This is a genomic window from Aeromonas bivalvium, assembly GCF_000819765.1.
GTDB lineage: Bacteria > Pseudomonadota > Gammaproteobacteria > Enterobacterales > Aeromonadaceae > Aeromonas > Aeromonas bivalvium.
The window spans coordinates 120,527-134,137 of record NZ_CDBT01000047.1 but is presented as its reverse complement, the minus strand read 5'-3'; the positions used below and the strand labels follow the sequence as shown (position 1 = coordinate 134,137).

General features: G+C 64.8%; 14 protein-coding genes. 5 read left to right on the top strand and 9 right to left on the bottom strand.

Annotated elements, in window-relative coordinates:
* Nucleotides 1–68: 68 nt before the first annotated feature.
* The 3 genes from envZ to greB all read right to left on the bottom strand — a co-directional run bounded on the left by envZ (nucleotide 69) and on the right by greB (nucleotide 2,673).
* Nucleotides 69–1,376, bottom strand: a complete 1,308-nt coding sequence (gene envZ, locus BN1119_RS14210; protein ID WP_041999218.1) for a two-component system sensor histidine kinase EnvZ — start codon at nucleotides 1,374–1,376, stop codon at nucleotides 69–71.
* Nucleotides 1,373–2,092, bottom strand: a complete 720-nt coding sequence (gene ompR / locus BN1119_RS14205) for an osmolarity response regulator transcription factor OmpR (RefSeq protein ID WP_041999215.1) — start codon at nucleotides 2,090–2,092, stop codon at nucleotides 1,373–1,375. Before ompR ends, envZ begins: the two co-directional genes overlap by 4 nt.
* 74 nt (nucleotides 2,093–2,166) lie before the next feature.
* Nucleotides 2,167–2,673 carry a transcription elongation factor GreB gene (gene greB / locus BN1119_RS14200; protein WP_041999212.1) on the bottom strand — a complete coding sequence of 169 codons (507 nt, stop codon included), beginning with the start codon at nucleotides 2,671–2,673 and terminating at the stop codon, nucleotides 2,167–2,169.
* 94 nt (nucleotides 2,674–2,767) lie between these two features.
* On the opposite strand from greB, the gene BN1119_RS14195 reads away from it, so the two are divergent.
* Nucleotides 2,768–5,095 (top strand): Tex family protein, encoded by a 2,328-nt coding sequence (locus BN1119_RS14195; RefSeq protein WP_041999209.1) that lies wholly within the window; start codon nucleotides 2,768–2,770, stop codon nucleotides 5,093–5,095.
* A 63-nt stretch (nucleotides 5,096–5,158) separates the two neighbouring features.
* On the opposite strand, the gene BN1119_RS19665 is transcribed toward BN1119_RS14195, so the two are convergent.
* From BN1119_RS19665 to bioH, 3 genes are all read right to left on the bottom strand, one after another.
* Nucleotides 5,159–5,695, bottom strand: a complete 537-nt coding sequence (locus BN1119_RS19665) for a hypothetical protein (RefSeq protein WP_052448068.1) — start codon at nucleotides 5,693–5,695, stop codon at nucleotides 5,159–5,161.
* Nucleotides 5,696–5,726: 31 nt separating this feature from the next.
* Complete coding sequence (locus BN1119_RS14185) at nucleotides 5,727–5,972, bottom strand: hypothetical protein (RefSeq protein ID WP_041999203.1); 246 nt, start codon at nucleotides 5,970–5,972, stop codon at nucleotides 5,727–5,729.
* A gap of 64 nt (nucleotides 5,973–6,036) precedes the next feature.
* The gene (gene bioH, locus BN1119_RS14180) at nucleotides 6,037–6,816 is read right to left on the bottom strand and encodes a pimeloyl-ACP methyl ester esterase BioH (protein ID WP_041999201.1); all 780 of its coding nucleotides are present in this window, start codon (nucleotides 6,814–6,816) and stop codon (nucleotides 6,037–6,039) included.
* A gap of 33 nt (nucleotides 6,817–6,849) precedes the next feature.
* Between bioH and BN1119_RS14175 the strand changes: the two genes are divergently transcribed.
* Together BN1119_RS14175 and nfuA are read left to right on the top strand one after the other, a co-directional pair.
* Entirely contained in the window at nucleotides 6,850–7,569 is a 720-nt protein-coding gene (locus BN1119_RS14175) for a ComF family protein (protein WP_041999198.1), read from the top strand.
* Nucleotides 7,570–7,686: 117 nt separating this feature from the next.
* Nucleotides 7,687–8,265 carry a Fe-S biogenesis protein NfuA gene (nfuA, locus tag BN1119_RS14170; protein WP_041999196.1) on the top strand — a complete coding sequence of 193 codons (579 nt, stop codon included), beginning with the start codon at nucleotides 7,687–7,689 and terminating at the stop codon, nucleotides 8,263–8,265.
* An 83-nt stretch (nucleotides 8,266–8,348) separates the two neighbouring features.
* On the opposite strand, the gene gpsA is transcribed toward nfuA, so the two are convergent.
* From gpsA to BN1119_RS14155, 3 genes are read right to left on the bottom strand one after another with little or no spacing between them, the layout of a single operon-like run.
* Nucleotides 8,349–9,353 carry an NAD(P)H-dependent glycerol-3-phosphate dehydrogenase gene (gpsA, locus tag BN1119_RS14165; protein WP_041999193.1) on the bottom strand — a complete coding sequence of 335 codons (1,005 nt, stop codon included), beginning with the start codon at nucleotides 9,351–9,353 and terminating at the stop codon, nucleotides 8,349–8,351.
* Nucleotides 9,354–9,356: 3 nt separating this feature from the next.
* A complete protein-coding gene (secB, locus tag BN1119_RS14160; RefSeq protein WP_041999191.1) occupies nucleotides 9,357–9,821 on the bottom strand; it encodes a protein-export chaperone SecB in 465 nt (154 codons plus the stop codon).
* 44 nt (nucleotides 9,822–9,865) lie between these two features.
* On the bottom strand, nucleotides 9,866–10,297 hold the full coding sequence (locus BN1119_RS14155; protein WP_041999190.1) for a rhodanese-like domain-containing protein: 432 nt from the start codon (nucleotides 10,295–10,297) through the stop codon (nucleotides 9,866–9,868).
* A gap of 349 nt (nucleotides 10,298–10,646) precedes the next feature.
* On the opposite strand from BN1119_RS14155, the gene gpmM reads away from it, so the two are divergent.
* Both gpmM and BN1119_RS14145 read left to right on the top strand, forming a co-directional pair.
* Nucleotides 10,647–12,176, top strand: coding sequence for a 2,3-bisphosphoglycerate-independent phosphoglycerate mutase (gpmM, locus tag BN1119_RS14150; RefSeq protein WP_041999187.1), 1,530 nt, complete (start codon nucleotides 10,647–10,649; stop codon nucleotides 12,174–12,176).
* A gap of 9 nt (nucleotides 12,177–12,185) precedes the next feature.
* Nucleotides 12,186–13,580 carry a peptidoglycan DD-metalloendopeptidase family protein gene (locus tag BN1119_RS14145; protein WP_041999184.1) on the top strand — a complete coding sequence of 465 codons (1,395 nt, stop codon included), beginning with the start codon at nucleotides 12,186–12,188 and terminating at the stop codon, nucleotides 13,578–13,580.
* The last annotated feature ends 31 nt before the right edge of the window (nucleotides 13,581–13,611 follow it).

The window sequence follows — 13,611 nt, the reverse complement described above, 5'->3', positions numbered from 1 at the left end:
GCTCCCTCTGTGTTATCTGGGTCATTCGCGCACCTGGCTTGCGGCTCGGCCGATACGAGGCCAGGCGCTCAGTCGGTCCACTCCAGGGGTTGCTGCCTGGGCAGACGGATCTCCACCAGCAGGCCGCCCCAGTCCGAGACGCCCAGTCTGAGGGTGCCATGGTGCTGGGCCACTATCTTGGCGACGATGGCGAGCCCCAACCCGCTGCCCCCGCCGGTACGGGCCTGATTGCCCTGGGTGAAGGGCCTGAGCACCCGCTGATGATCCGCCTCCGGTATCCCAGGGCCATCGTCGGCCAGCCGCAGCCGGACCCAGTGACCGTCATCCCTCAGCTCGGCTTGCAGCCTGCCGGCACCATAGCGTTCGGCATTGCTGCACAGGTTGTTGAGCACCCGTCGCATGCCCAGGGGGTGACACTCCACCAGCACGGCCTCGGTCGGCAGGGCCAGCTCCAGCTCCAGCCCCTGCTCCCCTTGCAGCAGCAACACGTCGTGGATCAGCCGGGTCAGATCCGTGGGGCGGGTTTCGATGCTGCCGGCCGGCCTGATGTAGTCGATGAACTGATCTATGATGGCGTTGGTTTCATCTATGTCGGCGTTGATGCTCTCCTTGAGCCCCTCTTCCCGGGACGACATCATCTCGGTCGCCAGCCGAATGCGGGTCAAGGGGGTGCGCAGGTCGTGGGAGACCCCGGCCATCATCAGGTTGCGCTCCTCGATCAGCTCCTTGATGGAACGGGACATGTGGTTGAAGCTGCGAGTCAGGCGCCGCAGCTCCCTTGAGCCCTGCTCGCCCAGAGCATCGGGGAACTGGCCCCTGGCCACGGCGACGGCCCCCGCCTCCAGCTCTTCCAGGGGGCGCATCAGCTGGCGGGCAAAGAACCAGGCGGCAAACAGTATCATGGCCAGCAGCACCGTCAGGTAGTAGATGAGCGGCTGGATATCGTCATCGTCGATCTCGGTGAGCGGCACCCGCAACCAGACATCCCTGGCCTGGGGTGGCTGGACCCAGATGATGTAGTGATCCCGGATCTCCACCCGCACCCTGGCGGGCCCGCCCAGTTCATGACTAATCCCCTCCTCCAGGAAGGCATAGTGCTTGGCCGCCGCCAAGCCGTGCTGCTCGGCCTCGTCCTGGTGATAGATGTCGATGCCGGTCGCCTGATAGACCAGAAGCTGGGCATCCTCGGGCATGCCCCCCTCGCGCCCCGCCGGGAAGATGAGCTTGACCTGGTTGGCCAGCAGATGGCTGATCTGCTTGACCGTGGGCTCCAGCAGGTAGTTGTAGAAGGCGAGGTAGGAGACCAGCTGATAGACCACCAGCACGGAAGCCAGGAACCAGAGGGTGCGAGAGAACATGCTGGTCGCACGCCTCATCGGCTGCCCCCGTCCGGCACAAACACATAACCCAGGCCCCACACGGTCTGCAGGTACCTGGGCTGGGCGGGATCCTGCTCCAGCAGGCGACGCAGGCGCGACACCTGCACGTCTATGCTGCGCTCGGTGGCCGTGTACTCGCGGCCACGGGCCAGGTTCATCAGCTTGTCCCGGGAGAGGGGCTCGCGGGGATGACTGACCAGCACCTTGAGCACGGCGAATTCACCGCTGGTCAAGGCAACCGGCTCGCCATCACGGCTCAGCTCGCGGGTCGCCAGGTTGAGTTGATAGGCACCGAAACTCACCATTTTCTCTGCCGCGGAAGGGGCGCCGGGGAGCTCGACGGTATGACGGCGCAGCACGGCGCGGATGCGGGCCAGCAGCTCGCGGGGATTGAACGGCTTGGGCAGATAGTCATCCGCCCCCATCTCGAGGCCGACGATGCGATCCACCTCGTCCCCCTTGGCGGTGAGCATCAGCACCGGGATCGGGTTGCCCGCCTCGCGCAGGCGGCGGCAGATGGAGAGGCCATCCTCCCCCGGCAACATGAGATCGAGCACCATCAGGCTGAAGTTTTCCCGCGCCAGCAGGCGATCGGCCTGCTCGCCATTGGCGACCCCGCGCACCCCGAATCCCTGCTCGCTCAGATAGCGCTCCAGCAGGGCCCTCAGCTTGAGGTCGTCATCGACCACCAGCACCTTGTATGGCTGACTCATCTTGCCTCTCCTTACCCATGAGGGCTCATCCTAGGTCGTCCCCCGCCCCCGGCCAAGGTGAAATATGTTACCGGTTATTGCGTGCGGGCGTGACCCGGCGCCTCGAAGGGGCGATAGCGGATCTCGTTGATATACCAGAACTGCAGGCCGGAGGGTGTGTTCACCTCCACCTCGTCGTCCACCTGCTTCTTGAGCAGGGCCCGGGCCAGGGGGGAGTCGATGCTGAGCTTGCCCTCGGCCAGGTTGAACTCGTCCGGCCCCACCAGCCGGTAACGCACCCGCTGGCCCGCCTCGTCTTCCAGCTCGACCCAGGCGCCGAAGAAGACGCGACCCTCCTGCTGGGGGCTGGGATCCACTATGGTGAGGGCGTCGAGCCGCTTGGTGAGAAAGCGCAAGCGCCTGTCTATCTCCCGCAGCCGCTTCTTGCCATAGATATACTCGGCATTCTCCGAGCGATCGCCGAGGGCCGCCGCCTCCGAGACCGCCTGTGTCACCCTGGGACGCTCCTCCTTCCACAGGTACTTGAGTTCTCGGTCCAGTTCGAGCCACCCTTCACGGGTGATATAATCGCTTTTTTTCATCTTTACATGTCCTTGCCACTTGGGTTCTATTCTAACCCCGCGCGGGGTGGGCTCGCGAGCCGCCAGCCAGTGACCATGAGGATCGAGAGCACAGATGCATACCATAGAAAAACAGATAGCCACCGAGCTGAGTGCCCGCCCCGAGCAGGTGAACGCAGCCATCCGCCTGCTGGACGAAGGGGCCACTGTCCCCTTCATCGCCCGCTATCGCAAGGAGGTGACCCAGGGGCTCGATGACGCTCAACTGCGCACCCTGGAGAGCCGGCTCGGCTATCTGCGCGAGCTGGAAGAGAGACGCAGGACCATACTCGGCTCCATCGAGGAGCAGGGCAAGCTCACCCCCGAGCTGGCCCGGGCACTGGCCGAGGCCGATACCAAGACCCGGCTGGAAGATCTCTACCTGCCCTACAAACCCAAGCGCCGCACCAAGGGCCAGATGGCCATCGAGGCCGGCCTCGAGCCCCTGGCCGATCGCCTGTTCGGCGACCCGACCCGGGACCCCGAGCAGGAGGCCGCCGCCTTCCTCAATATCGAGGCGGGCATCGCCGATACCAAGGCGGCTCTGGATGGTGCCCGCTACATCCTGATGGAGCGTTTCGCCGAGCAAGCCCCCCTGCTGGCCCGGCTGCGGGACTACCTGTGGCACAACGCCACCCTGCGCGCCCGCGTGGTGGCGGGCAAGGAGCAGGAAGGAGCCAAGTTCAAGGACTACTTCGAACACGACGAACCGCTGCACAAGGCCCCCTCCCACCGGGTGCTGGCCATGCTGCGCGGCCGCAACGAAGGGGTGCTCAATCTGGCCCTGGTCGCCGGTGACGACGAGAACGCCAGCCCCTGCGAGGGGATCATCGCCCACCAGCTCGGCATCCAGGCCCGGGGGCGCGCCGCCGACAAGTGGCTGCAAGGGGTGGTGAGCTGGACCTGGAAGATCAAGCTGTCGCTGCAGATGGAGACCGAGCTCATCGGCCAGATCCGCGAGCGGGCCGAGGAGGAGGCGATCAAGGTGTTCGCCATGAACCTCCAGGATCTGCTGATGGCGGCCCCGGCGGGGATGCGCACCACCATGGGGCTGGATCCCGGCATCCGCACCGGGGTCAAGGTGGCCGTGGTCGACGCCACCGGCAAGCTGGTCGACACCGCCACCATCTATCCGTTCGAACCCAAGAAGCAGGTGGAGCAGAGCCTCAAGACCCTGCGGGATCTGTGCGTGAAGCACAAGGTGGAGCTGGTCAGCATCGGCAACGGCACCGCCTCCCGGGAGACCGACCGCCTGACGGCCGAACTGTTCAAACGCTACCCGGAGGCCAGGGCCCAGCAGATCGTGGTGAGCGAGGCGGGCGCCTCCGTCTACTCTGCCTCAGAACTCGCCTCCCTGGAGTTCCCGGGGCTGGACGTCTCCCTGCGCGGCGCCGTCTCCATCGCCCGCCGCCTGCAAGATCCCCTGGCCGAGCTGGTCAAGATAGATCCCAAGAGCATAGGCGTCGGCCAGTACCAGCACGACGTCGGCCAGAGCCAGCTCGCCCGCAAGCTCGATGCCGTGGTGGAGGATTGCGTGAACGCGGTCGGGGTGGATGTGAACACCGCCTCGGTGCCGCTGCTGACCCGGGTCTCCGGCCTCTCCCAGACCCTGGCCCAGAACATAGTGGCCTACCGGGACGAGCACGGCGCCTTCCAGAGCCGCCAGCAACTGCTCAAGGTGAGCCGGCTCGGCCCCAAGGCGTTCGAGCAATGCGCCGGCTTCCTGCGCATTCGCGGCGGCAGCCACCCCCTGGACGGCTCTGCAGTCCATCCGGAATCCTATCCCGTGGTGGAGCGGATCCTGGCGCGGCTCCAGCAACAGGTCGAGACCCTGCTCGGCAACAGCAGCCTGCTGCAGAGCCTCAGACCCGCCGACTATACCGACGAGCGGTTCGGGGTACCCACCGTCACCGACATCATCAGGGAGCTGGACAAGCCGGGCCGGGATCCGCGCCCCGAGTTCAAGACCGCCACCTTCAAGGAAGGGGTGGAGAAGATCAGCGATCTGGTGCCCGACATGGTGCTGGAAGGGGTGGTCACCAACGTCACCAACTTCGGCGCCTTTGTCGATCTCGGGGTGCATCAGGATGGCCTGGTCCACATCAGCGCGCTGACCGACCGCTTCATCAAGGATCCCCGCGAGGTGGTCAAGGCGGGGGATGTGGTGCGGGTCAAGGTGCTGGAGGTGGATGCCCCGCGCAAACGCATCAGCCTCACCATGCGCCTCGACCAGCAGGCGGGCGAGGCCGGTGAGCGCAAGTCCAGGGGGGAAGGGCCGCGCCGCGCACCGACCCAGGGCAAGATGGCCAAACCGGCACGGCCAGCCAGCCAGGGCAAGTCGCCCGCCGAGCATGGCGCCTTCGGCAATGCCTTTGCCGCCGCCTTCGCCAAGGCCAGGAAGTAAAGCCCCGATAAACCGAAAGCCCCGCGAGGGGCTTTCGATTGTTCGGAAATGTGCTGGCCAGGGTCAGATCCGCAGATCGAGCTGCTGGGGGGCGGCAGGCCGACTGGCGCCGCGATAACGCTGGGCGATGGCCTGACTGCGCAGCTCCATGTAGGCATTCAACACGCCCCCCGTGGCCGCCACCGACCCCGGGGGACCGGCCGGGCGCAATTGCAATCCGGTCTGGGGCGGCTCGAACGACTGGGTTCTGGCTCCTCCCCCAGACTCCCGAGCCCGCCCCGCCTCGCTCTGCCTCTCCCCCTGGCCCTGCTGACCGTCGCCATGACCCGAGTGTGACTCACGCTCCTCGACCCTGTGCCGGCCAGGATGCACGCCGAAGGGCGGATCCCCCTCCTTGCCCACGCCTTCCCGTCCCGGCCCATGGCCGGGAGCCTGTCTCGCCTGCTCCTGCTGGCTGGCAGACTTCTGGCTTCCCCCGGAGGCGGCACCTTCCGGGGGCCGGGGGATCAGCTCGGCGCGGCGATTGTCGCTGCGCGCCGCATCCGTCTGGGGTTGCAGCGTCGTGGGCAGGCCGGGAGGAAGGGTGACGTTGAGGCTCATGGGGCGGTGCGCCGACCGGGGAGCCGGGCCCCTAGACCCGGATGTCGATCAGACTGCCGAGCATGTCGCTGGCGGTCTGGATCACCTTGGCCGAGGCACCGGCCTGCAACTCGCCCAGCTTGAGGTGGATGAGCTCCTCGGTGATCTCGCCCGGGGCGGCTTGCGGCTCGCTCGGGGTCAGGGTGGCGCGGGCGATGGCGGTGCTGGCGTCATCGACCCTCTGCTCGGCGCGCTGATATCCCTGCAGCCCTGTGGTAAACGCGGAATCAATCTGCATCTGGTGCTCTCCTTGGCAATGGGCTAAGTATCCACCGCCGGGGGCGATTATCAAAGCGATGAGCTCACTTTTTGTTCACCTTGGCGAGCCAGTCCATCAAGCCGGTGACAAATGCCTCCGGGTGGGAGATGAAGGGCGCATGGGACGCCTTGGCCAGCACCTGATGCTCGCTGTGGGGGTATCGCTCGTCGAGCAGGGGGATGCTGGCCCTAGGCACCAGGGAATCGAGACGGCCATAGATGCGCAGCCAGGGGGGTGTCAGCTGCGCCAGTTCGTCCCGCAGATCCACCTCGGCCAGCATGGTCAGCCCCGCCGTCAAGGCTGGCAATTGCGGCGCAGGCCGTTCGGCCAGCCACTGCTTGAGCTGGCGGATATCATCCCTGGCGTGTTCGCTGCCCATGGCCTGGATGGCGAGGAAGCGCTCCACCGTCTGGCGAAAGTCCCCCCCCAGGGCAGCCATGAAGCCATCGAGTACCTTGGGCGCTATGCCGGGCCACTCCTCCTGGGCCAGGAAGCAGGGAGAGCTGGCCACCGTCACCAGGGAGGCCACCCGTTCGGGGTGATCCAGGGCGATGCGGCTCGCCACCAGTCCCCCCAGGGACCAGCCAAGCAGGTGGGCTCGCACCGGCAAGACGGCGGCAACCTCGCGAGCCAGCCAGGGCAGGTCATACTCGACCCCCTCGGCAAGGGGGCTGCCACCAAAGCCCGGCAGATCCACCAGATGCAGCCGGAAATGGGGACTGAGCAGGGGCACTATCCCATGCCAGACGGCGCCATTCATGCCCCAACCGTGCAACAACACCAGATCCTGCCCCTGACCGAGGCGCTCCACCACTATGCTCATCAGACTCCCTCACTCCAGCCTATTGGGTATCGCATGTTAAAGCGCCTGCTCGCCAAAGCAAGTCCGATGCTGGGTACCAGCGCCGATTGGCTGGGCCACTGCCTGCTCTGCCGCCAGCCCTGCACGACGGAACCCCTGCTCTGTCACTGGTGCCGCGCCAGCCTCAAACAATCTTCCCAGCGCTGCCAGCTCTGCGCCGCGCCCCTCACACAACCGTGGCCGCTCTGCGGGCGTTGCCAGCGCCGACCACCCCCCTGGGATAGGTTGCAGGTCATAGGCGACTATCAGGCCCCCTACCCCTGGCTCATTCCTCGCCTGAAATATGGCGGCGACCTCTTGCTGGCCCCCCTGCTCGCCCGGCTGCTGGCCGATCACCTGGTGCTGGACAATCCCCCCGAGGCTATCCTGCCCGTTCCCCTGCACTGGTGGCGGCAATGGCGGCGAGGCTTCAATCAGGCGCAGTTGATTGGTACCGACCTGAGTCGCCTCACCGGCATTCCCCTCGACACCGGGGTGATCCGCCGCATCCGGGCGACGCCTCAACAGACCCAGCTCAGCGCCGGTCAGCGCCGACGCAATCTCAAGGGCGCCTTTGCGCTGGCGCCCCACCCATACCGGCACGTGGCCTTGCTCGATGATGTGGTGACCACGGGAGCCACCGCGGCCCAGCTCAGCCGTCTGTTGCGCCACAGCGGCATAGAGAAGATAGAGGTGTGGGCCCTGTGTCGCACCCTGCCCCATCCCAGGGGATGAGTCCGCCGGGCCGGGGCCATGCCGTCTCCCTCGCGAGGCGAACACTTGCTACCCAAGGACAGGCAACCGCGTTATCATGAATACCCTAGTCGTACACTCAGGTTTATGAGGATAGTGATGATCAGCATTTCCGACACCGCCCAGGCCCACTTCCGCAAGCTGCTGGAAAATCAACCTGATGGCACCAATATCCGGGTGTTTGTGGTCAATCCGGGAACCCAGAATGCCGAGTGCGGCGTATCCTATTGCCCGCCGGATGCGGTAGACCCGGAAGATCAACACCTGCCCTTCAGCGGCTTCGACTGCCTGGTCGATCCCCTGAGCGCCCCCTTCCTGGTCGATGCCACCATCGACTTCGTCACCGACCAGATGGGCTCCCAGCTCACCCTCAAGGCACCGAATGCCAAGATGCGCAAGGTGGCCGACGATGCGCCCCTGATCGACCGTATCGAATATGTGCTCACCTCAGAGGTCAACCCCATGCTGGCCGGTCACGGTGGCAAGGTGACCCTGGTCGAGCTGACCGAAGACAAGCTGGCCATCCTGCAGTTTGGCGGCGGTTGCAACGGCTGCTCCATGGTCGACTACACCCTGAAAGAGGGGATCGAGAAGCAGCTGCTGGAGAAATTCCCGGGCGAGCTCAACGGCGTCAAGGATGCCACCGAACACCAGCGCGGCGATCACTCCTACTACTGATTTGCTGCCCTTGTGGCAAAGACATGCGACAAAGAAAAGGCCCCGCCAGCTGGCGGGGCCTTTTGCATTCTGCGGCGGGCCGATCACTCGTCCTTCTTGTCTCGCGACAGCAGGGCGATGGCCGCCTCTTTCGGGTTTTTGCCCTGGTAGAGCACCTGGAAGATCTGCTCGCAGATAGGCATCTCGACGCCGCAACGGGCCGCCAGCAGATGCACCTCCTTGGTGTTGCGATACCCTTCCACCACCTGGCCTATCTCGGTCATGGCGGTGTCGACATCCTTACCTGCGCCCAACGCCAGACCGAAGCGGCGGTTGCGCGACTGGTTGTCGGTACAGGTCAGTACCAGATCCCCCAGGCCCGCCATTCCCATGAAGGTCTTGGCATCGGCACCGAGGGCGGCGCCCAGACGCTGCATCTCCACCAGACCCCGGGTGATGAGCGCGGTTCTGGCATTGGCGCCAAAGCCCAGCCCGTCGGAGAGGCCGGCACCGATGGCAATGACGTTCTTGACCGCCCCCCCCAGCTGCAGACCGATGAAGTCCGGGTTGGTGTAGACCCGGAACGAACGGCCGCAGTGGAGCAGGTGGGAGAGATCGTCAGCAAAGTCGTCGTGGGTGGAGGCCACCGAGATGGCGGTCGGCAAGCCGGCGGCCAGCTCGCGGGCGAAGGTGGGGCCCGAGATAACCGCCAGCGGAATGGCATCCCCCAGCACCTCCCGGGCCACATCCTGCAGCAGACGGCCGCTATCGGGCTCCAGCCCCTTGGTGGCCCAGGCGATCCGGGTATCCGGGCGAAGGAACGGCTTGACCCGGGCCAGCACGTCGCCGAACACATGGCTCGGCACCACCAGCAAGAGTACGGGCGCCGCTTGCACCGCAGTCTGCAGATCCGCCGTCAGTTGCAGATCGGCAGGGAAAGGGACGTCGGGCAGAAACGCCTTGTTGCAGCGATCCGCCTCCAACACGGCCACATGGGCCGGATCATGGCCCCACAGCAGGGTCGGATGGCCGTTGCGGGCCAGAGAAATGGCAAGGGCGGAGCCATAAGACCCCGCCCCCAACACCGAAATCGCGATCGGGTCGGCCATGGATCAGGCTTCCGCTGTCGCCTGCTGAGCCTGCGCCATGTGCTGGGCAAACAGGGCATCGAAGTTGACCGGCGCCAGGTTCAGCTGCGGGAAGGACCCCTTGCTCACCAGGTTGGCCACGGCTTCGCGGGCATAGGGGAACAGGATGTTCGGGCAGAAGGCGGCCAGGCAGTGGGCCAGTTGCGGCTCCGGCAGGTTGCCGATGCTGAAGATACCGGCCTGCTGCACTTCGCACAGGAAGGCGGTCTCGGTTTCCAGCTTGCAGGTGACGGTCAGGGTCAGCACGACCTCGTAGACGCTATCGGCCAGGATGCTGGTCTTGGTATCCATGTCCAGCTTGACGTCCGGTTGCCACTCTTTCTGGAAGATGTGCGGCGTGTTGGGCGCTTCGAAGGAGACATCCTTGGTGTAAACGCGCTGGATGTGGAATTCCGGTTGTACTTCCTGGTTGTTGATTTCGTCAGCCATTCGTTTGATTCCTTTGATAAAAAGATTGGGCGCACGCCCTTAATTCAGCGTTTTTTGGTTACCGGCAGATTATCTGCACGCCACTGGGCCATGCCACCACCGAGCACATATACCTGCTTGAAGCCGGCTTTGCTCAGCTGGCGGGCCGCGCCACCGGCGGTCATCCCCGACTCGCACACCACTATGATGGGGGCATCTTTATGCTTTTCAACCGTGCCCAGGTTATTGCCCTGGATCTGGCTGAGCGGCAGGTGCAGGGCCCCGGCCAGGTGGCCTTTGGCATACTCGTCCTGGCCGCGGGTATCGATGACGATGGCATCTTCACGGTTGATGAGCAGGGTAGCGCCGTGATTATTCACCGTTTTGACCGGCGAGAGCGTGGCGCGCACCGTGGTGTAGACCAGGGTGCCGGCCAGACCCAGCCAGGCTGCCGACAGCAGCGGATTGCGGGTCACAAAATCCAAATACTCTTGCATCTTTTACTATCCAAAGACCGAGACAAGTGGCCGAGTATACATGGGGGCCTGGAGAAGATCAGCCATCTTGGCGGCAAAGCGGGAGCGGGCTCCCATCATGATGGGAACCCTGACAGCGCCACCATCCCGAGCAGGGGAAACCTATCTCTGCGAAGAGCGCCGAGCGGCGATCCCCTCGTCACCACATGCCCTGTCGACAAGCTGGCAACATGCACAAAACCGGGTGATAACAGCAGAAAGACCAAGGAGTTTAGGGACTTGGGGATCAGGTGACTATTTCGGCAGATGTAGTAATATTACGCTAGTTTCACTTCCCCCAGTTCATTCCTATCCAAGAGGACATAGTCTTATGTCAACAGCGAAGAAACCCCTGGTTCTGGTCATCATGGACGGTTGGGGCTACAGCACCAAGCAAGAGCACAATGCCGTCGCCGCCGCCAAGACCCCCAACCTGGACCGCCTGGCCCGTGACTACACCAGCACCCTGATCTCCGGCTCCGGCCTCGATGTCGGCCTGCCCGACGGCCAGATGGGCAACTCCGAAGTGGGCCACGTCAACATCGGCGCCGGTCGCATCGTCTATCAGGAGCTGACTCGCATCTCCAAGGATATCGCCGAAGGCACCTTCTTCGACAACGTCGAGCTGGGCAAGGCCGTCGATGGCGCCGTCAGCAAGGGCAAGGCCGTGCACATCATGGGCCTGATGTCCCCGGGCGGCGTACACAGCCACGAAGAGCACATCATGGGCATGATCGAGATGGCCGCCAAGCGTGGCGCCGAGCAGATCTACTTCCACGCCTTCCTGGATGGCCGTGACGTGCCGCCGCGCAGTGCCCAGTCCTCCATCGAGCAGTTCGATGCCCTGTTCGCCCGTCTGGGCAAGGGGCGTTTCGCCTCCATGATCGGCCGCTACTACGCCATGGACCGTGACAACCGCTGGGATCGCGTGCAGCAAGCCTATGACCTGATGACTCAGGGCAAGGGCGAGTTCACCGCCGACAACGCCACCGACGCTCTGGCTGCCGCCTATGCCCGCGACGAGAACGACGAGTTCGTCAAGGCCACCCGCATCGGCGAAGCCGCCCCCATGCAGGATGGCGATGCCCTGATCTTCATGAACTTCCGTGCCGACCGCGCCCGCGAGATCACCCGTGCCTTCGTCGACAGTGACTTCACCGGCTTCGCCCGCACCGCCACCCCGGCCCTGAACTTCGTGATGCTGACCGAGTACGCGGCCGACATCAAGACCGCCTGTGCCTACCCGCCGACTGCCCTGGTCAACACCCTGGGTGAGTGGCTCGCCAAGCAGGGCAAGACCCAGCTGCGCATCTCCGAGACCGAGAAGTACGCCCACGTCACCTTCTTCTTCAACGGTGGCGAAGAGTCCTGCTTCACCGGCGAAGACCGCGAGATCGTCGCCAGCCCGAAAGTGGCCACCTATGATCTGCAGCCGGAGATGAGCTCGGGCGAGCTGACCGACAAGCTGGTCGGCGCCATCAAGAGCGGCAAGTACGACGTCATCATCTGCAACTACCCCAACGGCGACATGGTCGGTCACACCGGCGTGTTCGATGCGGCCGTCAAGGCCTGCGAAGCCGTCGACCACTGCATCGGTCGCGTCACCGAGGCCCTGGCGGAAGTGGGTGGCGAGTGCCTGATCACCGCCGACCACGGCAACGCCGAGAAGATGCTGGACGAAGAGACGGGTCAGGCCCACACCGCCCACACCAATCTGCCGGTTCCCCTCATCTATTTCGGTCGCAAGGCCGAGGTACTGGAAGGGGGCAAACTGTCCGATCTGGCCCCGACCATACTGACTCTTATGGGTCTTCCTGTGCCGCCGGAAATGACTGGCAAGCCCCTGATGATTCTGAAATAATCCTGCCCCATGCGGGGATGCGAAGTTATTTCACACCAAACCAGTCGCGTCTGCCTGTTGGCAGGCGCGCTGTTTTTTGCGTTTGTCCCGACCCCGGCGTCGGCGGCCAACGACCTCGGTCAGATGCAATCCCAGATCAAGGCGCAGCAGAAGACCATCAAGCTCAGCAAGAGTGAACTCGCCAGGCTCAACGCCCAGTTGAAGCAGGACGAGCAAGCCATTTCCGCCGCCGCCGCCAAGCTCGACGAGACCAAGGGGCGACTGCGACAAAACCAGCGCAAGCTGGTCGAACTGCAACAGGACAAGAGCGAACTGGAGCAGCAGGCCGGGCGCCAGAAACAACTACTGGCCAAGCAGGCCGAGAGCGCCTTTCAGGCGGGCAACCACGACTATCTCAAGCTGCTGCTCAACCAGCAGGATCCGGCCAAACTGAGCCGCTCTCTCGATTACTACGACTACCTCAACAAGGCGCGCATCGAGGCCATCGAGACGCTGCGCGCCACCCGCGCCAAGCTGGCGAAAAACCAGCTCGCCACCAAGGAGACCGAGAACCGGCTCCAGACCCTGCTCGGCGAACAGCAGCAGCATCACCAGACCCTGCTCGCCAGCCAGCAGAGCCGCGCCAAGGTGCGCAACCAGTTGCAGCAATCGGTGCAGGCCGACGAGCAGAAGCTCGGCAAGCTGGTCAAGGCGGAGCAGGCCCTCAAGGCCAAGCTGGAAGAGCTCAGGCGCAAGCGGGAAGAGCAGGAACGCCGCGAGCGGGCCGAGCGGGAGCGCCTCGCCAAGATCAAGGCCGAGCAGGAGCGCCAGCGCCGCCTGGAGGCACAACGCCTGGCCGCCGAACAGAAGCGGATTGCGGAGCAGCAGCGCATCGCGGCCCAGCAGCGCCAGGTCGGTGAACAGCAGCGGCTGGCCGCCCAGCAGCAGCGCGTCGCCGAGCAACAGCACAGGGTGGCGCAGCAGCAAGCCGCCGCCGACAAGGGGGCCAAGGCAAATGCCGGCGGCTATGGCGGCCTGCGTACCGGCGGCAATCTGCGCTGGCCGGTGCAGGGCCCCATCCTCATCGCCTATGGCTCCCAGCGCACCGCCCAGCTCAAGTGGAAGGGCACCCTGATCGGGGCCAGTGAAGGCACCCAGGTCAAGGCGGTCGCACCGGGCCAGGTGGTCTATGCGGACTGGCTCGACGGCTTCGGCATGCTGCTGGTGATCGACCACGGCAAGGGCTACATGAGTCTGTACGGTCACAATCAGTCGCTGCTGCGCCAGACCGGGCAGAAGGTGGAGCAGGGGGAACCCGTGGCCCTGGTCGGGGACAGCGGCGGCCAGGACAGACCCGGACTCTACTTCGAGATCCGCTACCAGGGCGAGGCCATCAACCCGACCAGGTGGCTGGCCAGACGCTGAGTCCCTGCTGATGGGGCCATCAACCCGGCCA

Excerpts from the sequence above, each read along its gene's own strand:
- envZ (WP_041999218.1), bottom strand. The coding sequence starts at position 1,376 with ATGAGGCGTGCGACCAGCATGTTCTCTCGCACCCTCTGGTTCCTGGCT.
- BN1119_RS14155 (WP_041999190.1), bottom strand. The coding sequence starts at position 10,297 with ATGCAAGAGTATTTGGATTTTGTGACCCGCAATCCGCTGCTGTCGGCA.
- gpsA (WP_041999193.1), bottom strand. The coding sequence starts at position 9,353 with ATGGCCGACCCGATCGCGATTTCGGTGTTGGGGGCGGGGTCTTATGGC.
- BN1119_RS14175 (WP_041999198.1), top strand. The coding sequence starts at position 6,850 with ATGTTAAAGCGCCTGCTCGCCAAAGCAAGTCCGATGCTGGGTACCAGC.
- BN1119_RS14185 (WP_041999203.1), bottom strand. The coding sequence starts at position 5,972 with ATGCAGATTGATTCCGCGTTTACCACAGGGCTGCAGGGATATCAGCGC.
- bioH (WP_041999201.1), bottom strand. The coding sequence starts at position 6,816 with ATGAGCATAGTGGTGGAGCGCCTCGGTCAGGGGCAGGATCTGGTGTTG.
- ompR (WP_041999215.1), bottom strand. The coding sequence starts at position 2,092 with ATGAGTCAGCCATACAAGGTGCTGGTGGTCGATGACGACCTCAAGCTG.
- nfuA (WP_041999196.1), top strand. The coding sequence starts at position 7,687 with ATGATCAGCATTTCCGACACCGCCCAGGCCCACTTCCGCAAGCTGCTG.
- gpmM (WP_041999187.1), top strand. The coding sequence starts at position 10,647 with ATGTCAACAGCGAAGAAACCCCTGGTTCTGGTCATCATGGACGGTTGG.
- greB (WP_041999212.1), bottom strand. The coding sequence starts at position 2,673 with ATGAAAAAAAGCGATTATATCACCCGTGAAGGGTGGCTCGAACTGGAC.
- secB (WP_041999191.1), bottom strand. The coding sequence starts at position 9,821 with ATGGCTGACGAAATCAACAACCAGGAAGTACAACCGGAATTCCACATC.
- BN1119_RS14145 (WP_041999184.1), top strand. The coding sequence starts at position 12,186 with ATGCGGGGATGCGAAGTTATTTCACACCAAACCAGTCGCGTCTGCCTG.
- BN1119_RS19665 (WP_052448068.1), bottom strand. The coding sequence starts at position 5,695 with ATGAGCCTCAACGTCACCCTTCCTCCCGGCCTGCCCACGACGCTGCAA.
- BN1119_RS14195 (WP_041999209.1), top strand. The coding sequence starts at position 2,768 with ATGCATACCATAGAAAAACAGATAGCCACCGAGCTGAGTGCCCGCCCC.